Source organism: Streptococcus sp. SO4 (genome assembly GCF_030440055.1).
GTDB classification, from domain to species: Bacteria; Bacillota; Bacilli; order Lactobacillales; family Streptococcaceae; genus Streptococcus; species Streptococcus nidrosiense.
Map to the genome: position 1 here is coordinate 54,717 of NZ_JAQFJI010000001.1, position 15,635 is coordinate 70,351.

14 protein-coding genes are annotated in these 15,635 nt (G+C 40.1%); 12 read left to right on the forward strand and 2 right to left on the reverse strand.

What is annotated here, in order from left to right:
• Positions 1 to 114: 114 nt before the first annotated feature.
• From PCY08_RS00280 to PCY08_RS00315, 8 genes are all read left to right on the forward strand, one after another.
• Positions 115 to 690, forward strand: coding sequence for a TetR/AcrR family transcriptional regulator (locus PCY08_RS00280; RefSeq protein WP_301559058.1), 576 nt, complete (start codon positions 115 to 117; stop codon positions 688 to 690).
• Positions 687 to 1,367: an ABC transporter ATP-binding protein gene (locus PCY08_RS00285; RefSeq protein ID WP_301559059.1), complete on the forward strand. Its 681-nt coding sequence runs from the start codon at positions 687 to 689 to the stop codon at positions 1,365 to 1,367. The genes PCY08_RS00280 and PCY08_RS00285 overlap by 4 nt, the downstream gene beginning before the upstream one ends.
• Before the next feature lie 3 nt (positions 1,368 to 1,370).
• On the forward strand, positions 1,371 to 2,516 hold the full coding sequence (locus tag PCY08_RS00290; RefSeq protein WP_049527489.1) for an FtsX-like permease family protein: 1,146 nt from the start codon (positions 1,371 to 1,373) through the stop codon (positions 2,514 to 2,516).
• 533 nt (positions 2,517 to 3,049) lie between these two features.
• On the forward strand, positions 3,050 to 3,625 hold the full coding sequence (gene rpoE / locus PCY08_RS00295; protein WP_000418422.1) for a DNA-directed RNA polymerase subunit delta: 576 nt from the start codon (positions 3,050 to 3,052) through the stop codon (positions 3,623 to 3,625).
• 320 nt (positions 3,626 to 3,945) lie between these two features.
• On the forward strand, positions 3,946 to 5,553 hold the full coding sequence (locus PCY08_RS00300) for a CTP synthase (RefSeq protein ID WP_000105251.1): 1,608 nt from the start codon (positions 3,946 to 3,948) through the stop codon (positions 5,551 to 5,553).
• 118 nt (positions 5,554 to 5,671) lie between these two features.
• Positions 5,672 to 6,805, forward strand: coding sequence for an N-acetylmuramoyl-L-alanine amidase family protein (locus PCY08_RS00305; protein ID WP_301559060.1), 1,134 nt, complete (start codon positions 5,672 to 5,674; stop codon positions 6,803 to 6,805).
• A gap of 103 nt (positions 6,806 to 6,908) precedes the next feature.
• Complete coding sequence (locus PCY08_RS00310) at positions 6,909 to 7,862, forward strand: class I SAM-dependent methyltransferase (RefSeq protein WP_301559061.1); 954 nt, start codon at positions 6,909 to 6,911, stop codon at positions 7,860 to 7,862.
• A gap of 48 nt (positions 7,863 to 7,910) precedes the next feature.
• Positions 7,911 to 9,101, forward strand: coding sequence for an acetate kinase (locus tag PCY08_RS00315; RefSeq protein WP_045763559.1), 1,191 nt, complete (start codon positions 7,911 to 7,913; stop codon positions 9,099 to 9,101).
• A gap of 55 nt (positions 9,102 to 9,156) precedes the next feature.
• Here PCY08_RS00315 and birA read toward each other — a convergent pair whose 3' ends face one another.
• Positions 9,157 to 10,092, reverse strand: coding sequence for a bifunctional biotin--[acetyl-CoA-carboxylase] ligase/biotin operon repressor BirA (gene birA / locus PCY08_RS00320; RefSeq protein ID WP_301559062.1), 936 nt, complete (start codon positions 10,090 to 10,092; stop codon positions 9,157 to 9,159).
• Positions 10,093 to 10,302: 210 nt separating this feature from the next.
• Between birA and PCY08_RS00325 the strand changes: the two genes are divergently transcribed.
• Positions 10,303 to 11,493 carry an O-antigen ligase gene (locus PCY08_RS00325; protein WP_301559063.1) on the forward strand — a complete coding sequence of 397 codons (1,191 nt, stop codon included), beginning with the start codon at positions 10,303 to 10,305 and terminating at the stop codon, positions 11,491 to 11,493.
• Between the two features lie 49 nt (positions 11,494 to 11,542).
• Here PCY08_RS00325 and PCY08_RS00330 read toward each other — a convergent pair whose 3' ends face one another.
• Complete coding sequence (locus PCY08_RS00330) at positions 11,543 to 12,091, reverse strand: NADPH-dependent FMN reductase (RefSeq protein WP_301559064.1); 549 nt, start codon at positions 12,089 to 12,091, stop codon at positions 11,543 to 11,545.
• A 260-nt stretch (positions 12,092 to 12,351) separates the two neighbouring features.
• Here PCY08_RS00330 and PCY08_RS00335 point away from each other — a divergent pair, with 260 nt between their 5' ends.
• The 3 genes from PCY08_RS00335 to asnS all read left to right on the forward strand — a co-directional run bounded on the left by PCY08_RS00335 (position 12,352) and on the right by asnS (position 15,509).
• Positions 12,352 to 12,840, forward strand: coding sequence for a DUF5590 domain-containing protein (locus tag PCY08_RS00335; protein WP_301559065.1), 489 nt, complete (start codon positions 12,352 to 12,354; stop codon positions 12,838 to 12,840).
• On the forward strand, positions 12,837 to 14,015 hold the full coding sequence (locus tag PCY08_RS00340) for a pyridoxal phosphate-dependent aminotransferase (RefSeq protein WP_301559066.1): 1,179 nt from the start codon (positions 12,837 to 12,839) through the stop codon (positions 14,013 to 14,015). The genes PCY08_RS00335 and PCY08_RS00340 overlap by 4 nt, the downstream gene beginning before the upstream one ends.
• A 147-nt stretch (positions 14,016 to 14,162) precedes the next feature.
• Entirely contained in the window at positions 14,163 to 15,509 is a 1,347-nt protein-coding gene (gene asnS / locus PCY08_RS00345; protein ID WP_162489300.1) for an asparagine--tRNA ligase, read from the forward strand.
• The last annotated feature ends 126 nt before the right edge of the window (positions 15,510 to 15,635 follow it).

Here is a 15,635-nt window from a genome sequence, read left to right on the forward strand (position 1 = left end):
TGGGCTGGTTTTATTGTTCTATGCTTTACAGATTTTTCTTGACAAGTTTTCTTTGTTATGGTATTCTTTTAGGTAACAAACGTTGCGCAACAAATGTTGCATTAAAGGAGTATTATGCCACCAAAGGTTAAATTTAGTAAAGAGACTATGATTGGGACAGCTTTACAATTGGTTAGAGAAGAGGGAATGTCTAGTTTGACGGCTAGAGCATTAGCAGAGAAACTGGGCGCCACACCAAGAGTCATTTTTGGGCAATTTGCTAATATGTCTGAGTTACAAGCAGAGGTTATTATTGCTGCGGAAATGGTCGTGGTGGAGTATATACTCAAGGCTTTAGAAGATGAGAAGCCTTTTCGATCTGTCGGGGTTGCTTATATCCTTTTTGCCTCAAAAGAGCCCCAACTTTTTCAATTGCTTTTCCAAAATCCTAGCAAAGATCCGATTCGTCGCTTTCAAGATTTTCTTCCCATGAAGGATCATAGTTACCAATTGGTTCTGGATTCGATTGTCGCAGACTATCCTTTGACGTTAGAGGAGGCTAGTCGCCTGTACCAGCATCTATTTATCTACTCGCACGGGATGGCCTCTATGGTTGCTTCTGGTATTTATCAGTTCGGCATGGAAGAAGTGATTGGATTACTGACAGAGGTTTGTCAATCTCTCATCAAAGAAATGGTAGGAAAGAAATGATTCAACTAGAAAATGTGCACAAAAGCTACGGCCAAACTAAGGTTTTAAAGGGGATTGACTTGCAGATTCAAGACCAGGATGATGTGGTTATCCTCGGTCCTTCTGGATCTGGGAAATCAACTCTCTTAAATGTGCTGTCAGGATTAGAAAAGGTAGACGAGGGGCATATCCTCATTCAAGGACAAGATTTATCACAACTCACGGATGCTCAATTGACAGCCTTTAGACGGGAGAAGATTGCCTTTATTTTCCAGCAGTATTATCTATTGCCGAATCTGACGGTCAGACAGAATGTAAAGATGGGAGCTGATCTGGCAAACAATCATGATTATTTACAGATCATCGAGGATTTGGGACTTGGCGATAAGCTGGACAAATATCCGAGTGAATTGTCTGGTGGGGAACAGCAGAGAGTCTCCATTGCTCGGGCCTTGGCCAAAAAGCCAGAGATTCTCTTCTTAGATGAGCCGACGGGAGCTCTGGATGAAGAAACAGGGCGCAAGATTCTCGACTATATCTGGAAATTGAAGGAAAAGCTGGGCTTTACCTTGATTATGGTGACACACAACCAAAATATTGCGGATATGGCCAGAACCATCATTCGTGTCAATAGTGGCAAAATTACCGAAGTTGTGACCAATGATCAGCCACAGACTGCTTATGAGATTGGATGGTAAGCCATGTTTTCAGTAAAAGATATTCGAAAATTAGTTGTCGTCAGTATCATTGGGGCTTGTGCGGTATTTGTGGCCAATCTCTTCTTGAATTTTTACTTGGATATCGAGCAGTTGGAGATTTCTAAAACCAATCCGATGATTCAGACCTACTATGATGCCCAGGTTTCGCTTTCCTGGATGGTGGCAATGGTCAGTGGGGTTGTCTTGTCCTTAACATCGATCCTTCTCATGTGTTTTTATATCAAACAATTTGTCGATGACCACAAGGAACAATTAGGAATTTTAAAGGCTTTGGGTTATAGCAATGTCCAGTTGGCTAAACGATTTTGGGCTTTTGGACTCAGTTTTGGAATTGGGGCACTTCTTGGCTATTTCGCTTCTTTTCTTATGATGGGGCATTTTTATGACTTTCGTAATGAGAAGGGGATCTTGCCAGAAATCACCATTCATTTTCATTGGCAGCTCTTGGTCGCTTTAGTGATACTGCCAACGACTTTCTTTATGGTTCTTGCGATTGGCTATGCTAGAAGACAACTACAAACGCCGGCCCTTCGCCTATTGAAAAAATCCCCAACACCGATTAAGGACAAAAGGAAAAAAAGTGCTCCTAAGAAAGAAAAATCCTTCCTAAAAGAGCTGTCTTCGTCACTGATTTGGGGAAGAAAATCGATCCTGTTTTTTGTAGTCTTTGGTTCTATGTGTTTTGCGGCCATGGTTCAATTGTCCTTTGGCCTAAGGGACTACACAGATGACATCATCCAAACCATGATGATCATGATTGGCTTGATCCTTTCTTTCTCGATTCTCTTTTTGTCATTGGGGATTGTGGTCTCAGAAAGTCGCGAAACCTTGGCTCTTATGAAGGCATTTGGCTACACAGATCGTGAATGCCAAGGGCATATTCTCGCTCCCTATCGTTTTTGGGCTTATCTAGGATTTGTTTTAGGGACGGCTTATCAATACGGTATCATGGAAATCTTGATTGGTATAATCAAAGATACGGTTCCTGAAAAGATTGAGCATAACTTTGATTGGAATGTTTGCTTCTGGACTTTGATCGGTTTTGCTGTGGTTTATGAAAGCCTCTTTTATCTATCCAACAGAAAACTCCAAAAACAAACCATCAAAGAAGTGCTCTTAGCAGAATAGTGTGAAAATGGCTGGTTTTCCCAGCCTTTTTTCTTTGTGGTAAATGATTGACAGAGAGAGGCTTTTCCGCTATTCTAGGGGAATGATAGAATGGAAGTGAGACATTATGAAACGGAACTACTGGCAGGACCTTAAAGGGGCCTTTTACTTAATCTGGCGCAACAAATGATCCTTTATCTAGGTAGGAATCCTCTTGCAGTTTGTGGTTGACATTGGAGCTGCATCTTTGAGTCATAAATAAATCAAAAGACCTGTGAGTGTATCTCCCAGGTCTTTTATACTCTTCGAAAATCTCTTCAAACCACGTCAGCTTCCATCTGCAACTTCAAAACAGTGTTTTGAGCAGCCTGTGGCTAGCTTCCTAGTTTGCTCTTTGATTTTCATTGAGTATTAATTAGCTGAAATATTTCATATTTATTTCTCCTAAACCTTTGACTATTAGGCAAAATTATCGTACAATAAAGAGTACATGATAAAATGAGATCAGAGTTTATCCACTCTGGCGTTAGTAGTAAAAAATGAGGAGAAACGCTTTGGAATTAGAAGTATTTGCTGGGCAAGAAAAAAGTGAACTATCTATGATTGAGGTGGCTCGTGCCATCTTGGAACTCCGTGGTCGTGATCACGAAATGCATTTTAGTGATTTGGTTAATGAAATCCAAAACTATCTCGGTACCTCTAATAGCGATATTCGTGAAGCTTTGCCTTTGTTCTACACAGAGTTGAACTTTGACGGTAGCTTTATCTCACTTGGAGATAACAAATGGGGTCTTCGTTCATGGTATGGAGTTGATGAAATCGATGAGGAAATCATTGCTCTTGAAGAAAGTGATGATGAAGAAGTAGCACCTAAGGCTAAGAAAAAACGTGTCAATGCCTTTATGGATGGTGATGCAGATGCTATTGATTACAGTGCAGATGATCCAGAAGATGAGGATGCATACGAAGAAGATCCAGCTCTCTCTTATGATGATGAAAATCCAGATGATGAGAAGAATGAAGTGGAAGCCTACGATGCTGAAATCAATGAAATCGCCCCAGATGATCTAGATGAAGAAGTCGATCTTAATGAAGAAGACGACGAAGACTCTGAAGAAGAGGAAGAATAAAAATAAAGAGGAGTTGGAGCTGGAATCGGTCTATCAAGTCTCGATTTCCTAGATCCAGCCTCTTTTTACTTTTTAGTTTGAATGAGTTATGCAAGATGAAATGCCAAGTTAACGATTTGTTCTATTTGACAAATGCTTCATTTTGAGGTAATATATTGTTCGGGCACCTCTTTTAGAGGTCGGAGCTCCCTAGTTATTAGGGAGCTATTTTTGTTTTTCCAGGAAGCTTTTCTTCTTGGGGTGTAGTTATTGATGAAGGTCTTGTTTTCTCAATCCCCTGTTAGTGAACAAGACCTTGAGCATTTTAGAAAGAGGAATCTATGTCTACGAAATATATTTTTGTCACTGGTGGTGTGGTATCGTCTATTGGGAAAGGGATCGTTGCAGCGAGCCTTGGGCGTCTTTTGAAAAACCGTGGTTTGAAGGTGACCATTCAAAAATTTGACCCTTATATCAATATTGACCCAGGAACCATGAGCCCTTACCAGCACGGAGAAGTATTTGTAACAGATGATGGGGCTGAGACAGACTTGGACCTAGGTCACTATGAACGTTTTATCGATATCAACCTCAACAAATACTCAAATGTGACAACTGGTAAAATCTACAGCGAAGTTCTTCGCAAGGAACGTCGTGGAGAGTATTTGGGTGCAACTGTCCAAGTTATTCCTCATATTACAGATGCCTTGAAAGAAAAAATCAAGCGTGCTGCTCTTACAACAGACTCTGATGTCATTATTACAGAGGTTGGTGGAACAGTCGGAGATATCGAGTCCCTTCCATTCTTAGAAGCTCTTCGTCAGATGAAGGCAGATGTGGGTGCAGATAATGTCATGTATATCCATACGACTTTGCTTCCTTACCTCAAGGCAGCTGGTGAAATGAAGACCAAACCAACTCAACACTCTGTCAAAGAATTGCGTGGTTTGGGAATTCAGCCTAATATGTTGGTCATCCGTACTGAAAAGCCAGCTGGACAAGGAATTAAAAATAAACTGGCCCAGTTCTGTGATGTGGCACCAGAAGCAGTTATCGAGTCCTTGGATGTGGATCATCTTTACCAAATCCCACTTAACCTGCAAGCACAAGGTATGGATCAAATCGTTTGTGACCATTTGAAAATTGATGCACCTGCAGCAGATATGACAGAGTGGTCAGCTATGGTTGACAAGGTCATGAACCTCAAAAAACAAGTCAAGATTGCTCTTGTTGGTAAGTATGTTGAGTTGCAAGATGCCTACATCTCAGTTGTTGAAGCCTTGAAACACTCTGGTTATGCCAATGATGCAGAAGTCAAGATTGATTGGGTCAATGCTAACGATGTGACAGCTGACAATGTGGCAGAACTCCTATCTGATGCTGACGGAATCATCGTGCCAGGTGGTTTTGGTCAACGTGGAACAGAAGGTAAGATTGAAGCGATTCGCTATGCGCGTGAAAATGATGTACCAATGCTGGGAGTCTGCTTGGGTATGCAGTTGACCTGTATCGAGTTTGCCCGTAATGTCTTAGGTCTTGAAGGAGCTAATTCAGCAGAGCTAAATCCTGATACCAAATATCCTATCATCGATATCATGCGTGATCAGATTGATGTTGAGGACATGGGTGGGACCCTTCGTTTGGGACTTTATCCTTCTAAGCTAAAACGTGGTTCTAAGGCAGCGGCAGCTTATCACAACAAAGAGGTGGTGCAACGCCGTCACCGTCACCGTTATGAATTTAACAATGCTTTCCGTGAACAGTTTGAAGGAGCAGGTTTTGTCTTTTCAGGCGTTTCACCAGACAACCGCTTGGTAGAAATTGTGGAAATTCCAGAAAACAAATTCTTTGTGGCTTGTCAGTACCACCCAGAGCTTTCAAGTCGTCCAAACCGCCCAGAAGAACTTTACACTGCTTTTGTAACAGCAGCGGTTGAAAATAGTAAATAGTCATGATTAAACCTTTGAGAGTCATCTCAGAGGTTTTTCCTATATACATTTAGGATATCTCTTGCAAAAAAATAACATAGTGATATAATTAACATGGATAAAAACAGGAGGAAATCTCATGAAAAAAATTACACTATTTAGTTTGTCTCTAGCAGGTTTAGCCTTACTGGCTTTCCCTCATTCAGGAAAGGCCTTCGAATTGGAAGAAGAATGGGTTATTAAGGGTGGCGTTTGGTATCAAGATGGCAAAATTCTCAGATTTAATAATGGCCATGAAGTAGATATTAAAGTATTGGATTTGCCTAAAAACGAAAAAATTGAATGGAAAGTCACTTTAAATGGTCAGGATCAGACAGTCAATTTCCTAGGTCAAGAAAAGGACAAGTCTATGGTAGGTACAGAGGGGCGTTACCTGAATTTCTATGTACCTTATGGATACCGTGGAGATATCAAGGTAGAAGCCAAGAGCGGAAATGAAGTAAAGACCTGGTCCACTAAAGTAGTAGATGATGTATATAATGACGGTGGAAAGAGTGGTTACTTCCGTATTGAAGAATCAAACGATCAACACACCTACCTTGATGCAAAATGGGACTATCAAACCAAGACCTACACTGCTACCTTACCAGAGACTGTCAATGGTCAAAAAGTATTTGCTTGGGCAGACGACTATGAAGAATTGAAACTTCAAAAACCAGGAGTTATCAGTCATTCCTACAGGGGGGCAGGAGCCTTCAAAATACTTTATCCGATTGTAAAAGCAGAAAGCTGGCTAAAAAAGAATTACAGTGAAAAGTGGTACTATCAAAAACAAGGTCAACTAGTTAAAGATGCTTGGATCAAGGATCAGGGAAGCTGGTATTTTATGGATGATAAAGGGGTTATGTTTAATCAAACATGGCTCTATCAAGGTGACAGTTGGTATGCCTTTAAGTCATCAGGAGCTATGATTTCAGCTGATTGGTTATATGATAACGGCTCTTGGTATTACCTAAAAGACTCAGGTTCTATGGCGACAGGCTGGCTTAAAGATGGTGGTACTTGGTATTATCTAAAAGACTCAGGTTCCATGGCAACAGGCTGGATCAAAGATAATGGCTCTTGGTACTATCTAAAAGATTCAGGTGCAATGGCAACCGGTTGGATCAAAGATAATGGTAAGTGGTATTATCTGGCTTCATCTGGTAATATGCTTAGCAATACACGCACACCAGATGGTTACTATGTAGATGCCAGTGGAGCTTGGAAATAAATGTTAAACAGAGAAAGTCTACTGAGGAGGTAGATTTTCTTTTTTTCATTTTCACAATTATGAAAATCTGGAAAAAGGACATTATTTTTGGTAAGATAAGGGTATGGATTTTGAAAAAATTGAACAAGCATATACCTATTTACTAGAAAATGTCCAAATCATCCAAAATGATTTGACGACAAATTTTTACGATGCCTTGATTGAGCAAAATGGGATCTATCTGGATGGTCAGACAAATCTGGAAGATGTCAAGAAAAATAATCAAGCATTAAAACGATTGGCTCTTCGAAAAGAAGAGTGGTTACGAACCTACCAATTCTTGTTAATGAAGGCAGCGCAAACAGAACCTCTACAAGCAAATCACCAGTTTACACCAGACGCCATTGGTCACTTGATGATTTTTCTGATGGAGCAACTGTGGCCTGCTGAAAATCTAAGTTTATTAGAGTTGGGTTCTGGGATGGGAATTCTGGGTGCTAGCTTCTTAACGTCCATGAACAAAAAGGTAGATTACCTTGGGATTGAACTAGATGACCTCTTGATCGATCTGGCTGCAAGCATGGCAGAAGTTATGGATCTGCAAATGGGCTTTGTCCAAGGAGATGCAGTACGTCCACAAGTATTAAAAGAAAGTGATATAATCGTGAGCGACCTCCCAATTGGCTACTGCCCAGACGATCAGATCGCCTCACGTTACCAAGTGGCAGCAAAGGATGAACATACTTACGCTCATCATCTATTAATGGAGCAATCTCTCAAGTATCTAAAGTCGGGAGGCTATGCTATTTTTCTTGCTCCAACAGATCTTTTGACGAGTCCTCAGAGTGACCTCTTGAAATCCTGGCTGACTGATCAAGCTCAACTAGTCGCTATCATAGCTTTACCGGAGGATCTCTTCGCTCAAGGAGCCCAGTCTAAGACCATTTTTGTTTTGCAAAAGAAGGTGGGAGAAGGGACAGAGCCCTTTGTTTATCCACTTGCTAGTCTTCGTGATCCTGAAATTTTGTTGGAATTTAAGGAAAATTTTCAAAATTGGTGTCAAGAACATGAAATCTAGTATAAATTTTGATATAATAGTTGAAAACGCTTAAAAAGGGGAAACATTATGACAAAAACCATTGCAATTAACGCTGGAAGCTCTAGCTTGAAATGGCAACTTTACCAAATGCCAGAAGAAAAAGTGCTTGCAAAAGGGTTGATTGAGCGAATTGGATTGAAAGATTCTATTTCTACAGTTAAGTTCGATGGTCGCTCAGAACAACAAGTCCTTGACATTGACAACCATACTTTGGCAGTTAAGATTTTGCTTGATGACTTGATTCGTTTTGATATTATTAAATCTTATGATGAAATTACTGGTGTTGGACACCGTGTCGTTGCAGGTGGAGAGTACTTCAAAGAGTCTACAGTCGTGGAAGGTGATGTAATTGAAAAAGTTGAAGAGTTAGGTCTTCTTGCTCCATTGCACAATCCTGCGAATGCTGCGGGTATTCGTGCCTTCAAAGAATTATTGCCAGATATTACGAGTGTCGTTGTTTTTGATACTTCCTTCCATACAACAATGCCAGAGAAAGCTTATCGCTATCCTCTACCAACAAAATATTACACAGAAAACAAGGTTCGTAAGTACGGAGCCCATGGAACTAGCCATCAGTACGTTGCTCAAGAAGCAGCAAAACTCTTGGGTCGTCCACTTGAAGAGTTGAAGTTAATCACTTGTCACATCGGTAATGGTGCTTCTATTACAGCTGTTAAGGGTGGGAAATCTGTTGATACCTCAATGGGATTCACTCCACTTGGTGGTGTAATGATGGGAACTCGTACAGGAGATATTGACCCAGCCATCATTCCTTATTTAATGCAATATACAGAGGACTTTAACAAGCCTGAGGACATCAGTCGTATCCTCAATCGTGAGTCAGGGTTGATGGGTGTTTCAGGTAAGTCTAGTGATATGCGTGATGTAATTGCTGCTATGGATGCAGGAGATCACGATGCTACTTTGGCTTATGAAATGTATGTTGACCGTATCCAAAAACACATCGGACAATACTTGGCAGTCCTAAATGGAGCAGATGCTATTATTTTCACAGCAGGTATCGGTGAAAATTCTACTAATGTACGTGAAGATGTTATTTCAGGGATTTCTTGGTTCGGTTGTGATGTAGATCCAGAGAAAAATGTCTTTGGTGCAACCGGAGATATTTCGACAGATGCAGCAAGTGTACGTGTACTGGTAATTCCAACGGATGAAGAACTCGTTATCGCGCGTGACGTTGAACGTTTGAAAAAATAACAAATTAAAAAATCGACCTTCAATAAGAAAGGTCGATTTTTTTGATCTAGGAAAACTACCATTTAGTCAGTGAAACTTCTCCACTATTGAGCCAAATCTTTTCACCGTTTGCTAATTCTATCTGCAGTTGACCTTGGTCAGAGATGTCACAGGCTTTTCCTGTGATTATTTCCTGATCCTTCTTGAAGGAAATTTCTTTTCCTAAAACGATTGAGCGTTTTTTATAGAGATAGAGGAGTTCATCGGCTTCTGTTTCATAGAAACATTTCCAAATTTCAGCAATCAATTCATTGCGAGTAATGGGAGTATGTTGAGAAAATAAGCTTCCAGCTTTAGTTTGTAGATTCTTGGGAAATTCAGCGATCGAAAAGTTGATTCCGACCCCAATGATAACATCTGTAACGAGTCCAGTTTCGACGGAGGTAATGGCTTCGGTTAGAATACCAGCAATTTTTTTCTGGTTCAGATAAATGTCATTGACCCACTTGATATCCACGTCGATTAAACTAAGGTTTTTGATAGCCTTGTAGATAGCTCCAGCTGTTAGAAGTGTATAGGCTGGAAGATTCTGATAAGGGAGATTGGGTTGTAGGTGGAGGGACATGTAAATTCCCCCCTTATCAGGTGAGTAATAAGGACGTTGAAAACGACCGCGTCCCATAGTTTGGCTAGTGGAAAGGTAGAGTTTATCCCCTTTGGCACCACCTTCCATAGCCTCTTTAGCATCAGTTTGGGTGGATTTTGTTGAGGGTTTAAACTGGACAGTAATGGGACTATTCGCTTCGATTTCCTGAGGCAAGATAAGGTCTCCGTCCAGAAGTTTATACCCACGATTTTTGATACTGTCAATCTCCAGTCCCTCTTGCTGGAGACGTTGGATAGCTTTCCATACTGAAGTTCGAGATAGATTTAATCTCTCAGCTATTTTTTCTCCGCTTAGATAATCAGTCTCAGTAACTAGTATTTTATAGACTTCTTGGTAGGATTTCATGCTAGACCCTTTCTGGAATAATTAGATTTATTGTACCATATTTTTAAAAAAGGGATAGCGATTTTCAAGTAATATTAGCTAACTATAAAATTTTACCCAGTTTTAGTTAGGAGTATAGAGGTAAAGAGGTTTTCAAATCGCTTGAAAAATGGTAAAATGTTTTAATAGCTTATTTATCTGAATGTAATATTCAGAAGGAAAGGATCTGTTGTGAAATCAATAGGTGTCATTGAAAAGTTAAAAAGTTTATCGAAACAAGAAGGACTTCTTTTAGGAGTTATTCTGAGTATTTTTCTCCCTTTTTATCTTTTTGTTATTATTTTTATCTCTTACTTACTTTGGTTAGTATATACTGGGGAGATGAAGGGGATCTTGAAACGTCTGTCTCAACACCCTGTTTTGCTCTTTTTTATTGCCTATAGCACTGCAATTTCTCTTCTAGCACAAAATGTGATGGGAGTAGTTTCTTCGGTGGCCATGTTTCTGTTTGCCATCTTCTTTTACTATTATCAATCTCAATTGACTCCTAAATTTTTCAGGTTGACGATTGAAGGGGTTTTAGCCTCAAGTGTCTTGGCAGCAGCTTTTGCAGCCTTGGAACATTTCCAAATTGTAAAGAAATTTGATTATACCTTCCTCTCACCACGAATGCAGGTTTGGCATCAAAATCGAGCGGAAGTTGCCTTCTTTAATCCCAATTACTATGGAATTATCTGTTGTTTCTGTATCATGATTGGTTTTTACCTGATTAGCACAACGAAGTTAAGGTGGTTACGAATCTTTTCTATGATTGCCATCTTTGCTAATTTATTCGGTTTAAACTTTACGCAGAATCGTACAGCTTTTCCAGCCATTATTTTTGGAGCGATTATTTATCTCTTCACAACCATTAAGAACTGGCGTGCTTTCTGGCTTAGTATAGGAGTTTTTGGGGTTGGTTTAGCCTTTCTATTTTCTAGTGATTTGGGTGTTCGAATGGGAACCTTAGATTCATCTATGGAAGAACGTGTTTCTATCTGGAATGCTGGAATGGCCTTGTTTAAGCAAAATCCATTTTGGGGTGAAGGACCGCTAACCTACATGCACTCTTTCCCTCGTATTGGAGCACCTTATCATGAACATGCTCATAGTATTTATATAGATACGATTTTGAGTTATGGAGTTGTTGGTACAGTTCTCTTGGGGATTGCTTCTGCCACTCCAGTACGAATGTTGATTGATATGAGTCAAGTACCTAGTAAGCGTCCTATCCTTGGACTTTACCTCTCTTTCTTGACAGTAGTAGCTGTGCACGGAATTTTTGATTTGGCTCTCTTTTGGCTTCAATCATCCTTTATTTTCCTTTTAGTGATGTGTAGTTTACCACTAAAACATAGTATGATTGATGAATTAGTTGATTAAGAAAAAGATAGTAGAAACTAACATTTTCTACTATCTTTTTTTCATTCAATTATTGAATAGCTTGAACCAAGTCTTCAGCTTGTTGTTTTAGTGAAGTAGCAACACTGTCTTTAAGGACTAATTTGCCATCTACCCAAGCAGAATCATTGACACGAGCTGCAGTGAATTCACCAACAACTTGTGTACGGATGAATGGCAAGAGGTCTTTGTAGATTGCAAAGAGTTGTTCATGACCTGCATTTGCTACTGAAGATACAGTAACGATTTTATCTTGAAGAGCAGATGCTCCGCGTGTATCAGATAAGTCAATTGCGCGTGAAATCCAGTCAAGCAAGTTTTTCACTGTTCCAGGAATTGAGAAGTTGTAAACTGGAGAGAAAATCCAGATAGCATCAGCAGCTAGAACAGCTTCACGAGCTGCTGCTACAGCTGGAAGAGTTGGAACTTCAAGTTCTTGATTAAAAAGTGGGATTGCTGAGTAGTCAAGGTAGCTAACCTCAGCTTTACCTGCAAGAGCTTTTTCAGCTTCTAGAGCCATTTGGTGGTTGAAAGAACCTTCACGAAGTGAACCAACGATAAATAATACTTTTTTAGACATAGGGAGTCTCCTTTAGATTTTAATCAGAGTTATCTCTGTTGTTATAAAAAATGTTACAACAAAACAAAATCATTTGCAAGAAATCTGCTCAGAAAATAAAAATCGATGATAGTCAAGATTATTTTTAGGAGTAGAGATTATGAAAAGTCTGTGAAATCAATGATTCAAACTTCATATAGTCCTGTCATAAGAGAAGTTCCGTACTAAATCCTCCCCTTTATTCACTTGTAATTCACTAGGATAGATGGTAAAATAGACGAGTGAAAGTGAGACAGAAAAAAGAAAAAAATTCCTTATTATTTCAGTACAGCATTGGTTTGACCCTGCTGGCTCTAGTTGTGACTTCTTCCTTTCTCTATTTGGTGTGGCTTAGCATGAAGCCTTATCAGACAGCAAAGGTAGAAGGGGAAAAACTTGCCAAGCAGTATGCGAATCTAGAAACGGTCAGCCAGGTTGATATCTTTAATGGCTTAGAAAGCTATTATAGTGTTCTTGGTCAAGATAAGAATCAGAAACCAGTTGCTGTTTTAATAGAGAAAAGTAATAACAATATTTACGTATATCAACTAGAAAATGGTACTTCACAAGAAAAAGCAGAAGCAGTTGTTAGAGAAAAAGGAGCAACTGAAATTGATACGGTTACCTTTGGACGCTATGCTGAAAAGCCTGTTTGGGAAATCAAGTCTGGTGGAGACTATTATCTAGTAGATTTTGAAACTGGTGCCCTAATCGAAAAGGAGAAGCTATGAAATTATCTAAACGTGTCTTAGAAATGGAAGAAAGTGTCACTCTGGCTAGTGATGCAAGAGCAAAGAAGTTAAAAGCTGAAGGAAAAGATGTTCTTTTCTTAACTTTAGGTCAGCCCGATTTTCATACTCCTGAAAATATTCAAGATGCCGCTGTTGCAGCCATTCGAGATGGACGTGCTTCTTTCTATACGGTAGCTTCAGGTTTGCCTGAGTTAAAAGCAGCAGTCAATACCTATTTTGAGCGTTATTATGGTTATTCCGTAGCGGCTAACGAAGTCACTTTTGCTACAGGTGCAAAATTCTCACTCTATACTTTCTTTATGGCTGTGGTTAATCCTGGAGATGAGGTCATTATTCCAACACCTTACTGGGTTAGCTATGGAGATCAGGTTAAGATGGCAGAAGGTGTTCCAGTCTTTGTCCAAGCCAAAGAAGACAATCACTTTAAAGTAACTGTGGAGCAATTAGAAGCAGCTCGCACAGATAAGACCAAGGTTTTGGTTCTTAACTCACCATCTAATCCGACTGGGATGATTTATTCTCGTGAAGAACTCTTGGCCATTGGAAATTGGGCTGTTGAACATGATATTCTCATCCTAGCAGATGATATTTATGGACGCTTGGTCTATAACGGTAATGAGTTTGTGCCAATCTCTAGTCTATCAGAAGCCATTCGCAAGCAAACCATTGTCATTAACGGTGTATCAAAAGCTTATGCCATGACAGGTTGGCGGGTGGGTTATGCAGTAGGTGATCCAGAAATCATCGCTGCCATGAGTAAACTAACAGGTCAAACGACTTCAAACCTGACTGCGGTATCTCAATATGCAACGATTGAAGCGCTAACTGGACCGCAAGACTCTGTAGAAACCATGCGTCAGGCTTTTGAGGAACGTCTCAATACCATTTATCCTCTCTTGTGTGAAGTCCCTGGTTTTGAAGTTGTCAAACCACAAGGAGCCTTCTATCTCTTCCCAAATGTCAAAAAAGCTATGGAGATGAAAGGTTATAGCGATGTAACAGAATTTACAACGGCTATTCTTGAAGAAGTTGGTCTGGCCTTGATTACAGGAGCCGGATTTGGAGCACCAGAAAATTTTCGTCTCAGCTATGCGACAGACTTGGATACCCTTAAAGAAGCCATTCGTCGTTTGCACCAATTTATGGAAAAATAAGAAGTTAAACCTCCGTCCTTTTGGCGGAGGTTTTTGTAGCTAAAAACTTATGAATTTCTGTCAAACTAGCTAGCTATCAGGCATTATTTGTGGTACAATAATGAGTAATAATGTCTTTGGACAAGTTAAACGAAAAAAGGAAGATAAATGATGACAAAACGTGTAACAATTATCGAAGTAAAAGATTACGTTGGTCAAGAAGTCACTATCGGTGCTTGGGTTGCCAACAAATCAGGAAAAGGAAAAATTGCCTTCTTACAATTGCGTGACGGAACAGCCTTTTTCCAAGGTGTGGCTTTTAAACCAAACTTTATCGAAAAATTTGGAGAAGAAGTAGGTCTTGAAAAATTTGACACCATCAAACGCCTAAGCCAAGAAACATCTGTTTTCGTGACAGGGATTGTTAAAGAAGACGAGCGTTCTAAATTTGGTTACGAATTAGATATTACAGACATCGAAGTTATTGGTGAATCTCAAGATTACCCAATCACTCCAAAAGAACATGGAACAGACTTCTTGATGGATAACCGTCACTTGTGGCTTCGTTCACGCAAACAAGTAGCTGTCATGCAAATCCGTAATGCTATCATCTATGCAACTTATGAGTTCTTTGATAAAAATGGCTTCATGAAGTTTGATAGCCCAATTCTTTCAGGAAATGCTGCAGAAGATTCTACAGAACTTTTTGAAACAGACTACTTCGGAACACCAGCATACTTGAGTCAATCTGGTCAACTTTACCTTGAAGCTGGTGCTATGGCCCTTGGTCGTGTCTTTGACTTTGGTCCAGTATTCCGTGCTGAAAAATCAAAAACTCGCCGTCACTTGACTGAATTCTGGATGATGGATGCAGAGTATTCATACTTGACACATGATGAGTCACTTGACTTGCAAGAAGCTTATGTTAAAGCTTTGCTTCAAGGTGTTCTTGACCGTGCGCCTCAAGCCTTGGAAACATTGGAACGTGATACAGAGCTCTTGAAACGCTACATTGCAGAGCCATTCAAACGCATCACTTACGATCAAGCCATTGACCTCTTGCAAGAGCATGAAAATGATGAAGACGCTGACTACGAGCATCTTGAACATGGTGATGACTTCGGTTCGCCACACGAAACATGGATTTCAAACCACTTTGGTGTACCAACCTTCGTGATTAACTACCCAGCAGACATCAAGGCCTTCTACATGAAACCAGTTCCTGGTAACCCAGATCGCGTACTTTGTGCAGACTTGCTCGCACCAGAAGGTTACGGAGAAATCATCGGTGGTTCAATGCGTGAGGAAGATTACGATGCTCTTGTTGCGAAGATGGAATCTCTTGGTATGGATCGTACAGAGTATGAATTCTACCTTGACCTTCGTAAATACGGTACAGTACCACACGGTGGATTTGGTATCGGTATCGAGCGTATGGTTACCTTCGCAGCAGGTACAAAACACATCCGTGAAGCTATTCCATTCCCACGTATGTTGCACCGTATCAAACCTTAATAGCCATAAAAACGCCGTCTGGCGTTTTTATACTCTTCGAAAATCAAATTCAAACTACGTCAGCTTCACCTTACCGTACTCAAGTACAGCCTGCGGCTAGCTTCCTAGTTTGCTCTTTGATTTTCA

What these genes read in the sequence shown, in the direction of transcription:
- PCY08_RS00280 (WP_301559058.1), top strand. Translation starts at nt 115, where the DNA reads ATGCCACCAAAGGTTAAATTTAGTAAAGAGACTATGATTGGGACAGCT.
- PCY08_RS00285 (WP_301559059.1), top strand. Translation starts at nt 687, where the DNA reads ATGATTCAACTAGAAAATGTGCACAAAAGCTACGGCCAAACTAAGGTT.
- PCY08_RS00290 (WP_049527489.1), top strand. Translation starts at nt 1,371, where the DNA reads ATGTTTTCAGTAAAAGATATTCGAAAATTAGTTGTCGTCAGTATCATT.
- PCY08_RS00300 (WP_000105251.1), top strand. Translation starts at nt 3,946, where the DNA reads ATGTCTACGAAATATATTTTTGTCACTGGTGGTGTGGTATCGTCTATT.
- PCY08_RS00305 (WP_301559060.1), top strand. Translation starts at nt 5,672, where the DNA reads ATGAAAAAAATTACACTATTTAGTTTGTCTCTAGCAGGTTTAGCCTTA.
- PCY08_RS00310 (WP_301559061.1), top strand. Translation starts at nt 6,909, where the DNA reads ATGGATTTTGAAAAAATTGAACAAGCATATACCTATTTACTAGAAAAT.
- PCY08_RS00315 (WP_045763559.1), top strand. Translation starts at nt 7,911, where the DNA reads ATGACAAAAACCATTGCAATTAACGCTGGAAGCTCTAGCTTGAAATGG.
- birA (WP_301559062.1), bottom strand. Translation starts at nt 10,092, where the DNA reads ATGAAATCCTACCAAGAAGTCTATAAAATACTAGTTACTGAGACTGAT.
- PCY08_RS00330 (WP_301559064.1), bottom strand. Translation starts at nt 12,091, where the DNA reads ATGTCTAAAAAAGTATTATTTATCGTTGGTTCACTTCGTGAAGGTTCT.
- PCY08_RS00340 (WP_301559066.1), top strand. Translation starts at nt 12,837, where the DNA reads ATGAAATTATCTAAACGTGTCTTAGAAATGGAAGAAAGTGTCACTCTG.
- asnS (WP_162489300.1), top strand. Translation starts at nt 14,163, where the DNA reads ATGATGACAAAACGTGTAACAATTATCGAAGTAAAAGATTACGTTGGT.